General features: G+C 74.7%; 18 protein-coding genes. 13 read left to right on the plus strand and 5 right to left on the minus strand.

Annotated features, from left to right (window positions below):
- Nucleotides 1-16: 16 nt before the first annotated feature.
- The 6 genes from ATL51_RS17850 (at nt 17) to ATL51_RS28315 (ending at nt 4,902) form a co-directional block, all read left to right on the plus strand.
- Nucleotides 17-985, plus strand: a complete 969-nt coding sequence (locus ATL51_RS17850) for a DUF4142 domain-containing protein (protein ID WP_100879275.1) — start codon at nt 17-19, stop codon at nt 983-985.
- Entirely contained in the window at nt 982-1,944 is a 963-nt protein-coding gene (locus ATL51_RS17855; protein WP_100879276.1) for a Pecanex-like protein 1, read from the plus strand. Before ATL51_RS17850 ends, ATL51_RS17855 begins: the two co-directional genes overlap by 4 nt.
- Before the next feature lies 1 nt (nt 1,945).
- Nucleotides 1,946-2,506 (plus strand): hypothetical protein, encoded by a 561-nt coding sequence (locus tag ATL51_RS17860; RefSeq protein ID WP_100879277.1) that lies wholly within the window; start codon nt 1,946-1,948, stop codon nt 2,504-2,506.
- Complete coding sequence (locus tag ATL51_RS29495) at nt 2,506-3,852, plus strand: DUF6529 family protein (protein WP_301549068.1); 1,347 nt, start codon at nt 2,506-2,508, stop codon at nt 3,850-3,852. The genes ATL51_RS17860 and ATL51_RS29495 overlap by 1 nt, the downstream gene beginning before the upstream one ends.
- A gap of 39 nt (nt 3,853-3,891) precedes the next feature.
- A complete protein-coding gene (locus ATL51_RS17870; protein ID WP_100879278.1) occupies nt 3,892-4,350 on the plus strand; it encodes a Rieske (2Fe-2S) protein in 459 nt (152 codons plus the stop codon).
- Nucleotides 4,351-4,764: 414 nt separating this feature from the next.
- Nucleotides 4,765-4,902 (plus strand): hypothetical protein, encoded by a 138-nt coding sequence (locus ATL51_RS28315; protein ID WP_157818415.1) that lies wholly within the window; start codon nt 4,765-4,767, stop codon nt 4,900-4,902.
- Here the strand turns inward: ATL51_RS28315 and ATL51_RS17875 are convergent.
- Nucleotides 4,889-6,364: an aldehyde dehydrogenase gene (locus ATL51_RS17875; protein ID WP_073575704.1), complete on the minus strand. Its 1,476-nt coding sequence runs from the start codon at nt 6,362-6,364 to the stop codon at nt 4,889-4,891. The genes ATL51_RS28315 and ATL51_RS17875 overlap by 14 nt on opposite strands.
- A 95-nt stretch (nt 6,365-6,459) precedes the next feature.
- Between ATL51_RS17875 and pcaD the strand changes: the two genes are divergently transcribed.
- Nucleotides 6,460-7,227: a 3-oxoadipate enol-lactonase gene (gene pcaD, locus ATL51_RS17880; protein WP_073575705.1), complete on the plus strand. Its 768-nt coding sequence runs from the start codon at nt 6,460-6,462 to the stop codon at nt 7,225-7,227.
- 79 nt (nt 7,228-7,306) lie between these two features.
- Here the strand turns inward: pcaD and ATL51_RS17885 are convergent, their stop codons facing one another.
- The gene (locus tag ATL51_RS17885) at nt 7,307-7,876 is read right to left on the minus strand and encodes a CGNR zinc finger domain-containing protein (RefSeq protein ID WP_100879279.1); all 570 of its coding nucleotides are present in this window, start codon (nt 7,874-7,876) and stop codon (nt 7,307-7,309) included.
- A gap of 55 nt (nt 7,877-7,931) precedes the next feature.
- Here ATL51_RS17885 and ATL51_RS17890 point away from each other — a divergent pair, with 55 nt between their 5' ends.
- Complete coding sequence (locus ATL51_RS17890) at nt 7,932-8,876, plus strand: EamA family transporter (RefSeq protein WP_167410014.1); 945 nt, start codon at nt 7,932-7,934, stop codon at nt 8,874-8,876.
- 105 nt (nt 8,877-8,981) lie between these two features.
- The gene (locus ATL51_RS17895; protein WP_100880780.1) at nt 8,982-9,188 is read left to right on the plus strand and encodes a DUF397 domain-containing protein; all 207 of its coding nucleotides are present in this window, start codon (nt 8,982-8,984) and stop codon (nt 9,186-9,188) included.
- Here the strand turns inward: ATL51_RS17895 and ATL51_RS17900 are convergent.
- Nucleotides 9,155-10,051, minus strand: coding sequence for a helix-turn-helix domain-containing protein (locus tag ATL51_RS17900; RefSeq protein WP_100879281.1), 897 nt, complete (start codon nt 10,049-10,051; stop codon nt 9,155-9,157). The genes ATL51_RS17895 and ATL51_RS17900 overlap by 34 nt on opposite strands.
- A gap of 243 nt (nt 10,052-10,294) precedes the next feature.
- On the opposite strand from ATL51_RS17900, the gene ATL51_RS17905 reads away from it, so the two are divergent.
- Both ATL51_RS17905 and ATL51_RS17910 read left to right on the plus strand, forming a co-directional pair.
- Complete coding sequence (locus tag ATL51_RS17905) at nt 10,295-10,495, plus strand: hypothetical protein (RefSeq protein WP_100879282.1); 201 nt, start codon at nt 10,295-10,297, stop codon at nt 10,493-10,495.
- Between the two features lie 32 nt (nt 10,496-10,527).
- Nucleotides 10,528-10,821 carry a hypothetical protein gene (locus tag ATL51_RS17910; protein WP_157818416.1) on the plus strand — a complete coding sequence of 98 codons (294 nt, stop codon included), beginning with the start codon at nt 10,528-10,530 and terminating at the stop codon, nt 10,819-10,821.
- A gap of 37 nt (nt 10,822-10,858) precedes the next feature.
- On the opposite strand, the gene ATL51_RS17915 is transcribed toward ATL51_RS17910, so the two are convergent.
- Nucleotides 10,859-11,545, minus strand: coding sequence for a DsbA family protein (locus tag ATL51_RS17915; protein WP_100879284.1), 687 nt, complete (start codon nt 11,543-11,545; stop codon nt 10,859-10,861).
- Nucleotides 11,546-11,694: 149 nt separating this feature from the next.
- Between ATL51_RS17915 and ATL51_RS17920 the strand changes: the two genes are divergently transcribed.
- On the plus strand, nt 11,695-14,004 hold the full coding sequence (locus ATL51_RS17920) for a heavy metal translocating P-type ATPase (protein WP_301549069.1): 2,310 nt from the start codon (nt 11,695-11,697) through the stop codon (nt 14,002-14,004).
- Nucleotides 14,005-14,212: 208 nt separating this feature from the next.
- A complete protein-coding gene (locus ATL51_RS29500) occupies nt 14,213-14,347 on the plus strand; it encodes a hypothetical protein (protein ID WP_301549070.1) in 135 nt (44 codons plus the stop codon).
- Between the two features lie 100 nt (nt 14,348-14,447).
- On the opposite strand, the gene ATL51_RS17925 is transcribed toward ATL51_RS29500, so the two are convergent.
- Nucleotides 14,448-16,484 carry a cytochrome c oxidase assembly protein gene (locus tag ATL51_RS17925; protein ID WP_100879285.1) on the minus strand — a complete coding sequence of 679 codons (2,037 nt, stop codon included), beginning with the start codon at nt 16,482-16,484 and terminating at the stop codon, nt 14,448-14,450.
- Between the last annotated feature and the right edge of the window lie 30 nt (nt 16,485-16,514).

Genomic DNA, 16,514 nt, shown 5'->3' on the forward strand with positions numbered 1-16,514 from the left:
AAGGGGAGGAGAACCCATGTCCCGCCGGATCCCCGGCCCGCTCCGCTGGTCGGTGCTCGCCGCACTGGCCGCGGTCGCCGCCGTCGTGCTCGCCCAGTACTGGGTGGCGACGTCGGCCGCCACCGACCAGCAGCAGGGGTGGACGCAGACCCGGTGGGGTCCGCTCGGCCCCGCCGACCGCGACCTGCTCCAGAAGGTGCGCCTCGCCGGTCTCTGGGAGGCCCCGACCGGGCAGCAGGGCGAGCAGCAGGCCACCGCGCCCGCCGTCCGCGAGGTCGCCCGCAAGCTCGGCGTCGAGCACCACGACCTCGACGAGCTGGTCCGCTCCACCGCCGAACAGCTCGGGGTCCTGCTGCCCAGCAGGCCCAACGACCAGCAGATCGGCTGGATGAACGACCTGACGGTCCGCACCGGGACCGACTACGACCGCCAGTTCGTGCAGATCCTGCGCGCCGCGCACGGCTCGGTCCTGCCGGTGATCACCGACGTCAAGGTCGGCACCCGCAACGAGCTCATGCGGCAGTTCGCGAACGAGGCGTCGGTGTACGTCACCCGGCACATCGGCTATCTGGAGTCGACCGGGCTCGTCGACTACGCGGCGCTGCCCGCCCCGCCCGACCCGGTGCCGACCGGGACCCGCACCGCGTCCGACGTCGTCGTGCCGGCGCTGGTGGTCGGGGTCGCGCTGCTCGCCGCGGGCGGACTGCTCATGACCCTGCACCGGCGCGGCCGCCCGGCCCCCGGCCCGGCCGCCGCCTTCGTCCCCGCCCCGCGCCACCCCCGCGACGGCGCCCGGCGGGCCCTGCCGGTCGGCCCACCCGACCCCTGGGACGAGCTGGCGCACGTGCCACCCGTCCGGCCGCAGCCCGATCCCGAGCCCGGCCTCACCGACGCCACCCCCCACGACCTGGACACCGACACCGGAGCGCCGCCCTCCCGCACCACCGGAGCGCACCGCACCGCCCCGAGGAGCCGATACCGATGAGATCCTCCACCAGCCGCAGCAGGACGATCGCGGTCACCGCGCTCGCCCTGGGCCTGCTCGTCGCCGGGCCCGCCGCCTACGCCGCCGGGGCCGCCTCCGCCGACCGGAGCGACCGGCCGGCGAACGTCGCCTCCGGGCCGTACGACTCGACCGGTTCGTCCGGAGGGTCCGGCTCGTCCGAGGGTGACTCCGGATCCGGGAGTTCCTCCGGGGGCGGGGAGCACGACCACGCCGGGCACACGGGCTCCGGCTCGTCGGGCTCCGGCTCGTCGGGCTCCGGCTCATCGGGCTCCGGTGACGGGTCCGGTGACAGCGCCGGGGCCGGGGCCGGTGGCGGCTCGGCCGACCAGGGTTCCGGCAGCGCGGGGGACGAGCCCGACGCGGGCGACGGGGAGAAGAAGGGCGCGCCGTCGGCGCTCGACATCCTCGCCGTCGACTGCTCCGGCAGCCGGCTCACCGCCCACGACGGCTTCCAGAAGGCGCCCCGCTGCGTGTCCACCGCGTTCGGCGAGGTCGCCGACGCCGACCGCAGTCCGTCGCTGCTCATCACCCAGGCCCCGACGACGGTCCGGCCCGGGGAGTCGTTCCGCCTGACCGTCAGCACCCGGAACCTGGTCCGCGACCGGTTCCTCCCCGCGGCCCAGGGCGGCTACTACGCCGAGGCGTCCCTGCTCGACGGCCAGGGACTCCAGCGCGGCCACTTCCACACCGCCTGCCGGATCCTGCCCGACCCGGGCGAGGCACCGGACTCGTCGCCCGATCCGCTGTTCTTCCAGGCCACCGAGGACGGCGGTGGAGGGGCACGGCCGGACAGCGTCACGATCGACGTGCCCGGCGTCGAACAGGCCGGCGAGCTGCAGTGCTCGTCGTGGGCGGGGGACGGGTCGCACCGCACCCCGATGATGCAGCGGGCCAACCAGACGCCCGCGTTCGACTCGGTCCGGATCGAGGTGGGCTGACATGCGGCTCTCCGGACCCCTCCTGACCATGGTCGCCGTCGGCGCGGTCGCCGCCGGGGCCGCGACGGCGAACGTCGTGCTCACCGCGGAACCGGAACCGCTGCCCGCGGCGGCCCCCGCCGCCGTCGAACAGGCCGCGGGCTCGCTCCCCCTCCCGGCGGCGCCCGCTCCGACGGCCGCCCCGGCACCGGCCGCGACCGACGAGGTCGTCTACACGGGCCGGTCGACGAACGGGAAGGTCACCGTCGACATCCGGGTCACCGACGGCGCCGTGCAGGCCTACGTCTGCGACAACCGCGGCATCGAGTCCTGGACGAGGGGCACCGCCGCCCCCGGCGGCACCACCCGCCTGACCGGCAAGGACGGCGCCGAGGTCGAGTACACCGTCGCCGACGGCGTCGCCACCGGCACCGCCCGCGCCGACGGGAGGTCCTGGGACTTCACCGCGACCCGGACCGACGCGTCCGACCCGGCCCCGGCCCCGGCCGCCGCACCCGCCGAGGCCCCGGCCGAGGCGCCGGCTCCGTCCATCGGCGGCAGCGGCTACGGCGGTGGGTACTGATGTCCCCCCGCGCGCGGCACGCGGACCGCGAGCTCACCGACCCGGTCGGGTTCGCCCCGGTCTCCGCGGACATCCCGAACCCCCGCGGCCCCGAGCACAGCGGCGGCTGGGCCGCCGTTGCGGAGCCGTCCTGGGCACCCGACCACGACCCCGGCGGCGGCGCGGACCGGTGGGCGGGCACCGCCGACCGTCGCCGCGACGCCGTCGCGGGTGACCTGTTCACCCCGACCGGCCCGCTCACCCCGCCCCCGGGCGGCGGCTCGGGCACCCACGGGGTCGCCACGCCGCGCCGCCCGGCGCCCGACGCCGGGGCCGCGCGTCCCGGCCGCCCGCGCCGGGCCGCCGGTGACGACCCGCCGTCCGCATGGTCCGCGGGCGCCGACGACACGGCCTGGTCCGGGAGCACCCCCGGCCGCTCCCGGCCCGCCGGTGCGGACCGGCTGCACCGGTCCGACGACGCCGACCACCGCGGCCGGCCGGCAGGCACGGCCGACCACCCCGACGCCTACGAACCGCTCGCCGGCTACGCCGAACCCGGCCGCTACGACCGGACGGGCTACGGGACGGGCGACGGGGCGGCCGCCGGTGCCGACGTCCGCACCGGCGCCCCGGCCGAGGACCCGGCTGCCGCGTACCGCGAGCGCCCCGCACGCCCCGCACGCCCCGCCGTCCGCGACCGGGCCGACGGCGACGACGGCCCCGCCCGCCGGCCCGGTCGGCGCGGCCCCGGCCGTCGACGGTCCCGCGCGACGGCACCCGACCCGGCGCGGGCCCGTCGCCGCCCCGACGCCGAGGCGGCCCACGACGTCGCGGTCCCGGCGGAGGGCCTGTCGTGGCGGGTCGTCGCCGTCCCCGTCGTGGTCGGGTCGCTGGTCGCGGTCGCGCTCGGCGTCTGGGCCCGCCAGCACGTCGGCACCGGCGTCGCGGTCAACCTCGCCGGCTTCTCCAGCGGCGCCGCGGCCAAGGCGTGGCTCGGTTCGGCCGCCCTGGTCCTCGCGGTCGTCCAGGGCGTCACCGGCCGGATGATGATGCGCGGCTACGCCGACCCGGTCACCGCGGTCGCGCACCGCTGGTCGGGCCGCGCCGCGGTGCTGGTGACCGTGCCCGTCGCCGTGCAGTGCCTCTACGCGTTTGGCTGGTCCGGCGCGACGACGTCGGCGCTGCTGCACTCCGCGCTCGGCTGCCTGTTCTACGGCGCGTTCGTCACCAAGATGCTGCTCCTGCGCCGCCCCGGCGTGCCCGGGTGGCTGCTCGCCGTCGCGGGCGGGGTGCTGCTCGCGGTCCTCGCCGGGGTCTGGTCGACCTCGGCGCTGTGGTTCTTCGCCGGCCACGGCCTGTCGTTCTGACCCCCCGACCGCTCCCACCGTCCCCCCGGAGGTCCCCCCGTGTCCCCGATCCCGCGCCGCCGGCTCCTCGCCGGCGCCGGTGCCGCCGTGGCCTGCTGCGCCGCGGGCTGCGCCACCTACGGAACCCCGCGCGACACGGCGCCCGCCGCGCCCGCACCGACCACCCCCGCCCCCGCGGCGGCCGCCCCGAGCAGCAGCGCCGCCGCGGCACCGGCCGGCATCGCCGCCGTCGACGACGTCCCGGTCGGCGGCGGCCGGGTCTTCGCCGAGCAGAAGGTCGTCGTGACCCGCCCGGACGCGGACACCGTCCTGGCGTTCGACGCGACCTGCCCGCACCAGGGCTGTCTCGTCGACCAGGTCTCCCCGGCCGGCATCTCCTGTCCCTGTCACGGCAGCCTGTTCGCCGTCTCCGACGGGGCCCCGCTCGACGGCCCCGCCCAGGCCCCGCTCACCTCGCGACCGGTGCGGGTCGAGGGCGGGCAGGTGATCCTGGCCTGACCGGCAGCCCGTGGGACCGGCCCCGGCCCGGCGGGCCCACACCGTCGTGATCGTCGCTCGTCGGAGCGGTGTCCGCGCGTTCGCCCTGGAGTGTGCCGCCCGCTGAGAGCCCCGCGGGCGAACGACGGGCTCGGCTGGTCCGGACGGCCGAACGCATTCCCATCCGTCGCGCTCGCGGGTCCGCCCGCCGGTCGGGGTCTCAGCTCGCGAACTGCAGCCCCCGCCGGTCCGTAGCGTGCGGTCCGCACCGGTTCCGTGGTCGCTCCCCGACTTCCGCGCCGCGCGACACGCCGCCGGGTCCGGCGACGCTCCCCGTCGCCGGATCCGCGCGTCCTGGCCGCGGTGCCGGAGGACCGCCGTGCCCGGGACCTCGACCCCGGGCACGGCGGTGCACACCGCCGACGAGAGGTACCCATGAGCACGTCAGAGACCCGCAGCGACGCCCCCGAGGTCCGGATCCCCGCCCCGCGGCGCTCGGAGTGGGGCGAGAGCTGGACCGATCGGCTCGGCTGGGAGGAGACCCCGGACCCCGAGCGGGTCAGCCGAGCGTGAACGGGTCGCGGGTGCCGCCGGACAGCTCCACCCACACCGACTTGTTCTCCAGGTACTCCTCGACGGCCGCGACGCCGTTCTCCCGGCCGAGCCCGGAGTGCCCGAACCCGCCGAACGGGACGCTCGGCGCCACCACCCGGTAGGCGTTGATCCACACCGTGCCGGCCCGGATCCGTCCGGCGACGCGGTGCGCCCGGTGCACGTCCTTCGTCCACACCGCGCCGGCCAGGCCGTACGGGGTGTCGTTGGCCAGCTTCACGGCCTCGTCCTCGTCGGTGAAGGTGAGCGCCGCGAGCACCGGGCCGAACACCTCCTCCCGGTAGACCGTGGACTCGGGCGTCACCCCGGTGATCACCGTCGGCTGCACGAAGTAGCCGCCCAGCCCGGACTCCGCGGCCCCGCCGTAGGCGATGGTGTTGCCCTCCGCCTTCGCCGTCTCCAGGTAGCCGAGGACCTTCTCGTACTGCGGCCCGTTCGCGACGGGGCCCATCTCGGTGTCCTCGGCGTTCGGGTCGCCGAGCGCGATGGTCGCCGCGCGCTCGGCGATGAGCCGGACGAGCTCGTCGTGGACGTCGGCGTGCACGATCAGCCGCGACCCCGCCATGCAGGTCTGGCCGGTCGCGGCGAACACGCCGGCGATGACCCCGTTCGCGGCCGACTCCAGGTCGGCGTCGGGGAACACGACCTGCGGGGACTTGCCGCCCAGCTCCAGGGTGACCTTGTTCAGGTTCGCAGCGGCCGCCTTCGCGATCGACCGCCCGGTCGCGGTGGAGCCGGTGAACGCGACCTTGTCGACGCCCGGGTGCCCGGCCAGGTGCGCGGCGGTGTCCCGGTCGTTCGTGGTGACGACGTTGACCACACCGGCCGGGATCCCGGCCTTCTCGATCAGCTCGGCCCACTTCAGCGTCGAGGCGGGCGAGTGCTCCGACGGCTTCACGACGATCGTGCATCCCGCGGCCAGCGCGGGCGCGACCTTCCAGGTCATCAGCAGCAGCGGGGAGTTCCACGGCGTGATCGCCGCGACGACGCCGACCGGCTCCTTGCGCGTGTAGACCAGGTAGTTCGGGTTTGGTGCCGGGATCTGACGGCCCTCGATCGTCGGGGCGATCCCGGCGTAGTAGTGGTACCAGCCGCCGAGCCCGCTCAGCTGGCCGATCATCTCCCGGTACAGCTTCCCGGAGTCGTTGACCTCGGTCCGGGCCAGCGCCTCGGCGTTCTCGGTGATCAGGTCGCCCAGCCGGCGCAGGCACGCGGCACGGGCGAACGGGGTCATCGCGCCCCACTCGCCGTCGAGCGCGGTGCGGGCGGCGGCGACGGCGGTGTCGACGTCGTCGGGGCCGCAGTCCGGCACGGTCGCCCACGGCGCTCCGGTGAACGGGTTCTGCGTCTCGAAGGTGCGGCCGGACGCCGCGTCGGACGGCTTCCCGCCGATGAGCATCCTGAAGGTCTCGAGCTCGGCCATGGACGGTCCTCTCTCCAGCGGCTCCGGTGGCGCACGTCCTCGCCGGTGACCCTACGAACCCGGGCCGCGATCCGCAGCCGGTGCAGGATGGGCACATGGCACTCGATCTGCACCATGTCGTGGACGGTCCGGCCGACGGACCGGCCGTGCTGTTCGGCCCGTCGCTGGGGACCGACCTGCACCTGTTCGACGCCCAGGTGGCGGCCCTGTCCGACCGCTTCCGCTGCGTCCGGTTCGACCTGCCCGGCCACGGCGACTCGGCCCCCGTCACCGGTGACCTCACGATCTCCGAGCTCGGCCGCGGCGCGCTCGCCGCCGCCGACGCCGCCGGGATCGGGGACTTCCACTACGTCGGCGTCTCGATCGGCGGGGCGATCGGCCAGTGGCTCGGCGTGCACGGTGGGGAGCGGGTCCGCAGCATCGCGGTCCTGGCGACGGCGGCGCGCTTCCCGAACCCGGACTCGTGGCCGCAGCGCGCGGCGACCGTGCGGGCCGACGGCACGGCCGCGATGGTCGGCTCCCGGCCCGGGACCTGGTACGTCGAGACCTGGGCGCAGCGCGACCCGGCCGGTGAGCGGCGGCTGCTGGACATGCTGCGCGCCGCGGACGACGAGAGCTACGCCGCCTGCTGCGCCGCCATCGGCGCCTTCGACATCCGCGCCGAGCTGGGTGCGGTCTCGGTGCCGGCGCTCGTCGTGGCGGGGGCGGACGACCCGGCGACGCCGCCGTCGTCGCTGCACGAGATCGCCGACGCGATCCCCGGCGCCCGCTACGCCGAGGTCGCCGACTCGGCACACCTGCTGAACTACGAGCGCCCCGACGAGGTGAACGCACTGCTCACCGAGCACCTGCCCGGCAGCTGACCTCGATCAGTACCTGAGGGCGGTCCCGACCGGGGCGCACCGCGCTCAGGTACTGATCGACACGGCGGGGGACGGGGTGTCAGGGCGTCCGGGTGGCGCGGCGGGCGCGGTAGGCGGCGACGTGCGCGCGGTTCGCGCAGTTGCCGGTGTCGCAGAACCGCTTGGACCGGTTGCGGGACAGATCGACCAGCACGGCGTCGCAGTCCTCGGCGGCGCAGCGGCGCAGCCGGGACAGATCGTCGCCGCGCACCAGGTCGACGACCGACATCGCGATCTCCGCGCCCATCCGGTCCGCGAGCGGCGCGTCCTGGGGCGTGACGTGCAGGTGCCAGTCCCAGCCGTCGTGCCGCGCGAGGTGGGGGCGCGCGTCGGTCTCGGCGAGGATCGCGTTGACCAGCGTGACGGTGCCGTCGCGGTCGGGGCCGTCGTCGTCGCTGTGGGCGGGCCACAGCCCGGCCAGCCGCTCGCGGAGCGCACGGACGGCCCGGCGCTCGTCGTCGGAGCCGGAGCGGCGCCCCGAGTACGGCTGCTCGGCCAGCCACGCCGCGAAGCCCGGCACGTCGTCGAGCGGGTCCGGCTCGGCCCGACGGGTGTTCACCAGCGCCGCGGCCGCCGCGAGCAGCACCTGGGTGTCATGGGCGAATTCCATGTTGACCCCTGACATGGTCGGTTCCTAGTGTCAGGAGTCTATGGGTGCTTCGGTCGTGACACGGGATCACATGGTCCGCGGGCTGATGTGGGCGCTGGTCTCGGCCGCCGCGTACGGCTTCTCCGGACCGCTCGGCGCGGCGTTCCTGGAGGCGGGCTGGTCGCCCGGGCTCACGACGCTGCTGCGCATCGCGGGCGCCGCCGTCCTGCTGCTCCCGGTGACGGTCGTGATGCTGCGCCGGCACCCGCTCAGCGCGCCGAACGCCCGCAAGATCCTGCTCTACGGCCTGGCCGCCGTCGCCGGTGTCCAGCTGTGCTTCTTCCAGGCGTTGCAGCACCTGTCGGTGGGCGTCGCGCTGCTGCTGGAGTTCCTCGCGCCCGTGCTGCTCGTCGGCTGGACCTGGGCGCGGACCCGGCGCACCCCGGCCGCGGTGACGCTCGTCGGCTGCCTGGTCTCACTCGCCGGGCTCGTGCTGGTCGTCGACCCGTTCGGACCCCAGCGCGTCGACCTGACGGGAATCCTGTGGGGCCTCGGCGCCGCGGTGTGCGTGTGCGTCTACTTCGTGCTGCCCGGCGGCGACGACGAGGGCGGCGTCCCGCCGCTGCTGATGATCTCCGGGGCGATGGTCGTGGGTGCGGTGACACTCACCGTGACCGGTCTGCTGGGCATCACACCGTGGCGGGTGGGGGAGTCCAGCGGCCGGCTGGCGGGGGTCGACGTGTCCTGGCCGGTGCTGCTGGGGATGCTCGTCGTGCTCGCGACGGCGCTGCCGTACCTCACGGGGATCGTCGCCATCCGACGGCTCGACACGCGCGTCGCCTCGTTCGTCGGGTTGTCCGAGGTGATGTTCGGGGTGCTGGCGGCCTGGGTGCTGATCGCGCAGGTGCCGACCCTGGTCCAGGTGGGCGGTGGAGTGCTCATTCTCGGGGGGATCGTGCTGATCCGGCGGGCGGAGAACCGGGTCGCGGCGACGCCGAGTGAGATCGCCACCCAGGGCTGAGGTGATGCCGTTCGGCGGCCCGCTTCGCGCGGTCGGCGACAGCGCTCTTGATTCCGACCACATCAACCGCCGAACGGGTAGTTTCGCGCCGTGCAGCGAGTCGGAGTGAGCGCCTTCGTCAAGACCAGCCGTTGTCACTCCGGTGGCTGTGTCGCCGTTGCGGCCGATGACGGAGTCGTGCGAGTCCGCTCGACACTCGTCGCGGACGGCCCCGTGGCCTCCTTCACGAAGGCTGAGTGGGACGAGTTCGTCGCCGGCGTGCGACGCGGGGAGTTCGACTACGACGACGTGGCCGCACTGTCGTCGCGGTGATCGGCCAGCGCGTCGCGGACTGCGCGGATGCGTGACCGCGAGGCCTCCGGGTCGAGCGCAGAGGTGGTGACCTCGGCCCAGATCGCCCGGAAGCGAGCGACGGTCGAGGGGCTGTCGAAGTAGGCGTCGGCCCCCGTGCTCTCGACGTTCACCACAGCCCAGTCGTCGTCGACACGCGGTTCGAACAGGGCGAATGTGCTGGTGGCCCGTGTGTACCCCGACTCGAAGGGCAAGACCTGCAAGGTCACATTGGGTCGTTCCGAATGGCTCAGCAGCGCGTCCAGTTGGTCGACCATGATGGAGCCCTTCCGTGGGCCCCGATGCAAGGCGCTCTCGTCGAGCACGGCATGGAGTTCGACCGGCGCCGCATCGTCGCGGTCGGTCGAAAGGATGGCCTGGCGGCCGATACGGACATCGACCAGGGTCGTGAGCTCCGATTCGGTCGCGGTGGGTACGGCTCCTCCGAGGATGGCGTGTGCGTACTCCCGAGTCTGCAGAAGTCCACTGATCGGAGTGCTGTAGATCGAGATCGACTGCGCCTCTGATTCCAGCGATATGTACATGTCCAGATCGTTCGGGATCTCGATCGAGAAGGGTTGCCACCAGCCGGGCTGTTTGGCCTCGTTGGCCCATTCCAAGATCTGGGACCGTTCGCTCTCCGCCGCGTCGTAGATGTTCAGGAGATCCCGAACGTCGCGAAACTTCGGTTCGACCTGACCCGTCTCGATCCTGGAGAGCTTGGAGGGGGAGACCTCGAGCAGCTTCGCGATTTCGGCGAGCTGCCGCTTCCGCTTGACCCGCAACTGCTTCAACGCCCAGCCGAGCCGGCGCCGGATGACGACGGGTCCGTGCGTCACCGTCATGGTTCCGACCCCCCGGCGACTCGACGAGCGAACGACTACTCCGGCCAGCCTACGACTCCTGCAATTGCAGACGAAGTGTTGCTTTCAGTCTGGTGCAGCCGGGCGTTCGCACCGCATACTCGACTCCCAGATCCTGGACAGCGGTCACCACCGCTGAAGGGGGTGCGCCATGCACGACCATGACGGCACCACACACGGTCCCGAGATCCCCACCCCGCCGCACCGGAGCGGAGGTGGCACACCATGACCACCTCGCTGATCGTCGTCGGCGGAGTCCTCGCCCTCATCTGGTTCTCCGTGCTCATCGGTATGTCGATGGACACCGAGAACCAGCGACGGCAGTGGAAGCGGATCGCCGCCGAACGCCGGGACCGCTGGGAGGAACGGCAGCTGCTCCTCCGCAGCTGCCCCCGGCTGGACTGTCCGCTCCGCCGCCCCGGCTGACCGGCAGGCCCGGGCCCGAGGGGAGCGCCGTGATGCAGGTCGTCGACCATGAGCCGCACGCCTGGTTCCTGCTGCGCGACGACGCCGGGACCTACCTGGACGTGAACTGCTCGCACGGCCCGGTCGGGTACTCGGTGCTCCTGGAGCTCGACGACGACGAGCGGCGGGCCCTCGACGGGGGCGGACGCGGCTACCTGGACGATCTCGCCGCGACCGTCGCGTACCGGGTCCGATCGCCGTTCCGGGAGCGCGACCTGACCCGCGCCCGCGGCCACGAGGTGACCGCGGCCGTCGCTGCGTGGCGCTCCGGTGGCGCGACGGACTGAGCCGTGTGGCGCTCCGGTGGCGCGGAGGACCCGGGCCTCAGCCCGCGGCGACCGCCTGCGCGACGGCCTGCGGGGTCGCGTCGACCTGGGTGCCGTCGACCTTCACGGTCGGAGTGCCGGACACGCCGTCGCGCAGCGACTGCTGGGTGAGCTGGGTGACCCACGGCGCGTAGCGCTGGTCGTCGACGCACTGGGCGAAGTCGCCGCCCGCGCCGACCTTCTGCCCGAGCGCGACCAGCTGCTCGTTCGGGAGCCCGGCGCCGCCCTCGGCGGGCTGGTTGTCGTAGAGCTCCTTCTCGAACTGCGGGAACACCCCGGCCGCGGCGGCGCATCCGGCCGCGGCGCCCGCACGGGTCGAGTACCGGGTCGACGACGCCCGGTCCAGGATGGCGATCGGGTGGTAGACGATCTTCGCCTGGCCGGAGGACACGATCTGGTCGAGCGTCTGCCCGGCCTGTGCCTCGAACTGCTTGCAGATCGGGCACTGGAAGTCGAGGTAGATGTCGATCGTCTTCGGGGCCGCCTCGTTGCCGACGGTCACGCCCTGCGCGGACGCGTTCGCCGGGACCGCGATCCCGCCGCCGGAGTTCTTCCAGTAGACGCCGACACCGACGACCGCGGCGAAGGCCACCACGACGATCAGCGCGATCACCGTGAACTGCGACGGTCCCTCCTTCGCGGTGAGCGGGTTCTTCGCCGCCGCCTTCCGCTTCCCGGTGGCCATCAGGGTTCCTCCTCGGACGTCCGCGTACCCCCACTCCCGACGACCAGTTGTACGCCCTGTCGCCTCGCAACGGTTCGGCGGGGCGCTGGTCCGCCGCAGGTCAGGGGCCCGGGTGGCGGATCTTCGATCGCGTGTAGAACCATGGGGTCGTGAGTACCGACAGCGCCGTGGACCGGACCGTGGGGGAGACGGACGTCCGTACGGTCGAGCTCAAGATCGACGGCATGACCTGCGCGGCCTGCGTCGGACGGGTCGAGCGCAAGCTCGGCAAGCTCGACGGCGTCGACGCGACCGTCAACCTCGCCACCGAGCGCGCGCTGGTCCGGTACCCGTCGGCGACCCCGGTCGCGACCCTGGTCGAGACGGTCCGCAAGGCCGGCTACGGCGCCACCGAGATCCGCCCGACCGACACCGGCGACGAGGCCACCTCCGACGACACCGCGCTGCGCCGGCTGCGGACCCGGATGGCCGTCGCACTCATCCTGTTCATCCCGCTGGCCGACCTGTCGCTGGCGATGTCGCTGGTCCCGTCGCTGCGCTTCCCCTACTGGCAGTGGGTGGTCGTCGCGCTGGCGCTGCCCGTCGTCGGCTGGGCGGCGTGGCCGTTCCACCGCACCGCCGTGCTGAACCTGCGCCACGGGACGACGTCGATGGACACCCTGGTCTCGCTCGGCGTGATCTCGGCGTCGGCCTGGTCGCTGGGGGAGATGGCCTTCCTCGACACCCGGCAGACCCTCACCGGGTGGGACGCGGTGCTGCACCCGTCCGGCCCGCTCTACCTCGAGGTCGCCGCCGGGGTCACGACGTTCGTGCTGGCCGGGCGGTACTTCGAGGCCCGCGCCCGCCGTACCGCCGGGCGTGTCATGCGCTCGCTCGCCGCGCTGGAGACCGACGAGGTCACCGTCCTGTCCGGGGGGACGGAGTCCCGCATCCCCGTGCGACGGCTGCGGGTGGGCGACCGGTTCCTGGTGCGGCCGGGCGAGCGGGTCGCCGCCGACGGCGTCGTCGAGACCGGGCGGGCCGCCGTCGACACGAGCGCGATGACCGGCGAGCCGGTCCCGGTCGAGGTCGGGCCGGGCGACGCCGTCACCGGTGGCACGATCGCCGCGGGCGGGCGGCTGGTCGTCGTCGCCGAGCAGGTCGGCGCGGACACCCGGCTCGCCCGGATGATCGCGGCCGTCGAGCGCGCGCAGACCGAGAAGTCCGCGACGCAGCGGCTGGTCGACCGGGTGTCGTCGGTGTTCGTGCCGGTGGTGCTGGCGCTGGCGCTGCTCACCCTCGGGGGCTGGCTGCTGGCCGGCGCCGGCTGGGCCGGTGCGCTGGCGCCCGCGATCGCCGTGGTGATCATCGCCTGCCCCTGCGCGCTGGGGCTGGCGACGCCGACCGCGCTGATGGTCGCGACCGGCCGCGGCGCCGAGCTGGGGATCTTCGTGAAGGGGCACCGGGCGCTGGAGACCACCCGGGCCGCCGACACCGTCGTCCTCGACAAGACCGGCACGCTGACGACCGGGCGGATGGCCGTGGTCGAGGTCGCCGCCCTCCCGGGTACGGACGCGGCGCAGCTGCTGGCCCGCGCCGCCGCGGTCGAGAGCGGGTCCGAACACGCCATCGCCGCCGCGATCCGGGCCCACGCCGGACCGGACGTCCCGGCGGTGGAGGACTTCGTCGCGCTGCCCGGGCTCGGCGCCCGCGGCACCGTCGACGGCCGCACCGTCTCCGTCGGGCGTCCCCCGGAGGACACGGGCGCGCTCGCGTCGCGGCTCGCGGAGTGGGAGGCGGCCGGGCACACCGTCGTCGCCGTGCACGTCGACGACGCCCTCGCCGGGCTGGTCGCGCTGGCCGACCCGGTGAAGGAGTCCGCGCCGGTCGCGGTGGCCGAGCTCGTCGCGATGGGGCTGCGCCCGGTGCTGCTGACCGGTGACCGGCCCGCCGCCGCGCACGCCGTCGCCCGGGCCTGCGGGATCACCGAGGTCGTCGCCGGGGCGCTGCCCGACGGCAAGGTCGACCACGTCCGTGCGCTGCAGGGGCAGGGCCGCACCGTCGCCATGGTCGGCGACGGCGTGAACGACGCCGCCGCGCTCGCCGCGGCCGACCTGGGCATCGCCGTCGGCTCGGGCACCGACGTCGCCCTGGAGGCCGCCGACGTCGTGCTCGTGCGCGACGACCTGCGCGTGCTCCCGGCGACCGTCGAGCTCGCCCGCGCCACGATGGGCACCATCCGCGGGAACCTGTGGTGGGCGTTCGGCTACAACACCGCGGCGATCCCCATCGCCATGGCGGGCCTGCTGAACCCCCTGCTCGCCGGGGCTGCGATGGCGCTGTCGTCGTTCCTGGTCGTCACCAACAGCCTGCGGCTGCGGAAGGCGGCGAGCTGGGCCGACGGAACCCTCGGCGGGACGCGCACCCCGGTCGGCGAGGAGTCGACCGACTACGTGGAGCCCACGGTCCACACCCCCTGACGGGTCCCCACACCCGTCGCAGCGGGTGTGGACGGCCGCCGGAGGGTGTGGGCGGGCGCGGTCGCCGGAATACGGCGACCCGTCACGCGGCTGATCCGGGGGTGACCGCACCCCTGCCCGATGCGATCGACACCCGCCTCGACCGGATGCCGGCCGGTCGGAGTGGCAGCTGCGGCGGTCCCGCCGCTCCCGGGTGACCGACGGCGCGATGGCCACGGTGCTCCGCGACGCCACCGGGTCAGTCTTCCTGCACGAGGGCCGCGCCCCGGTCCGCACGACGACCGGCTGCTGGACGACCGTCGCGGCGGGGGAGCTCGTCCTGGTCCCGCGGCCGGGGACCTGAAGGTCCGCGGCGAGGACGGGGCTGGCCTCGCCGCCGTCGTGTTCGCCGGGCCTGACCCGGCTGAGGGCGACCGCCGCGACGGCGTGAGCGCGACCGGCGCTCAGCCGCCCCGGCGCATCTGCTCCAGCATCGCGTTGTAGGCCTTCAGCTCGGCGTCGTCGTCCCGCTCGGCCTGCCGGTCCTTGCGGGCCGCCTCCCGGGAGTCGTCGCGCGACCACTGCACCACCAGCGTGACCATCACCAGCAGCATCGGGATCTCGCCCGTCGCCCAGGCGATGCCGCCGCCGGTGCGCTGGTCGTCGAGCAGGTCCAGCCACGGCAGCCCGACCTGGCGGTAGAAGTTCTCCCCCAGCACCGTCGAGGAGCTCATCACCGCGACGCCGAAGAACGCGTGGAACGGCATCGTCGCGAGCATGACCGCGAGCCGCCCCAGGTGCGGCAGCCGGTGCGGGGCGGCGTCGACGCCGATCAGCGGCCAGAAGAACAGGTAGCCGGCCAGCACGAAGTGCAGGTTCATCAGCTGGTGGGTCCAGTGGAACCGCAGCGCCCCGTCGAACAGCGGGGTGAAGTACAGGACGTAGAACGAGCCGACGAACAGCACCGCCGCGAACGCCGGGTGGGTCATGACCTTCGCGACGCGCGAGTGCACCGCGGCGAGCAGCCACTCGCGCGGGCCGGGTGGGTTGCCGCGGCCCGCCGGGCGCAGCACCCGCAGCGCGAGCGTGACCGCGCCGCCGAGGCTCAGCAGGATCGGCGCGAGCATGTTCAGCGTCATGTGGCTGATCATGTGGACGCTGAACATGGACGGGGAGTAGAAGCCCAGCCCCGACGACGTCGCCAGCAGCAACGTCGCGCAGCCCAGCAGCCAGGCGACGGTGCGGCCGACCGGCCACACCACCCCGCGGGACGCGAGCCGGCGCACGGCCACCAGGTACAGCCCGGCCAGCACCAGCGCACCGGTGCCGAACAGCAGGTTCCAGCGCCAGTCGGTCAGCACCGTGAGCGCGGAGAACGGCCGGTCGATGTCCCAGCCGATCAGGGTCTGCAGCGCCGAGTCGTCGGCGACGACGAACCGCGGCGGCACCAGCCGGATGCTCGCGACGCCCAGCGTCGCCACCACAGCCCCCAGCACCGCGACCACCGGCAGCAGCCGGCCCGGGACCGGTCCGCCCGGGGCGGCGACGAGCCCGCGGACCAGAAGCGCGGTCAGCGGGACCAGGGCCGCGAGCAGCACCGCGACGACCACGGCGACCCGCACGTAGGCCGACCCGCCGAGCGGCCCGGCGTCGGTCACCACCAACTGGAAGATGAGCTCACCGGCCAGGTACACGACCCCGCCGACGGCGAGCAGCCCGCGGACCCGGCCCACGGTCCGTCCCTCGACGACGCCGCCGTGCGCGCGGAACGCGGCCAGCGCGGCGACCAGCCCGAGCCAGGCGGTCCCGGCGACGGCGCGCAGCACGTTCGCGTCGCCGCTCCAGTCGTGCCCGGCTCCGGTCGCGGCCGGGTGGACCGCGGCGGGTACCGCCATCGCGCACGCGGCGACCAGGCCGAGCGCGGCGACGGCCTTCCAGCTCAGCGAGAACGCCGCCCCGAGGGCGACGAGCAGCAGCAGCGCCCCCGCGAGCGCCCAGCCCAGCGGCTCCTCGATCGTCGCGGCGGCGCCGAGCCACCCGAACGGGCCCACCGACGCCAGGACACCGGGGGAGTTGCCGGTCATGTCGGCCACCGACAGCCAGCCCGCGGCGATCGCCGACACCCCGGCGACGGTGGCGGCCAGGGTGCCCCGGCGCAGCGCGCGGTAGCCGTGGACGTCGACCGTCCCGGACCTCTGCGGCGCCGCGACCAGGCCGCCGACCAGCAGCGACCCGGCGGCGAGCGCGGTCGCGGCGACGGCCAGGACCTTCGCGACGACCGTCGCGGCCTTCAGGCCCGGCTCGGGCACCGGCAGCCCGCTCTGCCGCCAGAAGCCGTCGTCGCCGATCGAGACGGCGACCGCGACGCCGGCGCACAGCAGCACCAGGGCGACCGTGAGCGCGGTCAGGAGGGCACGGCGGTCGCGCCGCGCCGGCACCGCCGGTGCGGGCTGCGCACCACCGGCCGCATCGGTCGTCGCCTGCTCCGTGCTCGCGCTCACCGAGAACCCCTCCGCAGGTGGTCACCGGGC

This window comes from Pseudonocardia alni, assembly GCF_002813375.1.
Lineage (GTDB): Bacteria > Actinomycetota > Actinomycetes > Mycobacteriales > Pseudonocardiaceae > Pseudonocardia > Pseudonocardia alni.

Coding starts and splice junctions, on each gene's coding strand:
- ATL51_RS29500 (WP_301549070.1), top strand. CDS start 14,213: ATGGCCACGGTGCTCCGCGACGCCACCGGGTCAGTCTTCCTGCACGAG.
- ATL51_RS29495 (WP_301549068.1), top strand. CDS start 2,506: ATGTCCCCCCGCGCGCGGCACGCGGACCGCGAGCTCACCGACCCGGTC.
- ATL51_RS17910 (WP_157818416.1), top strand. CDS start 10,528: ATGCAGGTCGTCGACCATGAGCCGCACGCCTGGTTCCTGCTGCGCGAC.
- ATL51_RS17915 (WP_100879284.1), bottom strand. CDS start 11,545: ATGGCCACCGGGAAGCGGAAGGCGGCGGCGAAGAACCCGCTCACCGCG.
- ATL51_RS17900 (WP_100879281.1), bottom strand. CDS start 10,051: ATGACGGTGACGCACGGACCCGTCGTCATCCGGCGCCGGCTCGGCTGG.
- ATL51_RS17855 (WP_100879276.1), top strand. CDS start 982: ATGAGATCCTCCACCAGCCGCAGCAGGACGATCGCGGTCACCGCGCTC.
- pcaD (WP_073575705.1), top strand. CDS start 6,460: ATGGCACTCGATCTGCACCATGTCGTGGACGGTCCGGCCGACGGACCG.
- ATL51_RS17885 (WP_100879279.1), bottom strand. CDS start 7,876: ATGGAATTCGCCCATGACACCCAGGTGCTGCTCGCGGCGGCCGCGGCG.
- ATL51_RS28315 (WP_157818415.1), top strand. CDS start 4,765: ATGAGCACGTCAGAGACCCGCAGCGACGCCCCCGAGGTCCGGATCCCC.
- ATL51_RS17850 (WP_100879275.1), top strand. CDS start 17: ATGTCCCGCCGGATCCCCGGCCCGCTCCGCTGGTCGGTGCTCGCCGCA.
- ATL51_RS17875 (WP_073575704.1), bottom strand. CDS start 6,364: ATGGCCGAGCTCGAGACCTTCAGGATGCTCATCGGCGGGAAGCCGTCC.
- ATL51_RS17905 (WP_100879282.1), top strand. CDS start 10,295: ATGACCACCTCGCTGATCGTCGTCGGCGGAGTCCTCGCCCTCATCTGG.
- ATL51_RS17860 (WP_100879277.1), top strand. CDS start 1,946: ATGCGGCTCTCCGGACCCCTCCTGACCATGGTCGCCGTCGGCGCGGTC.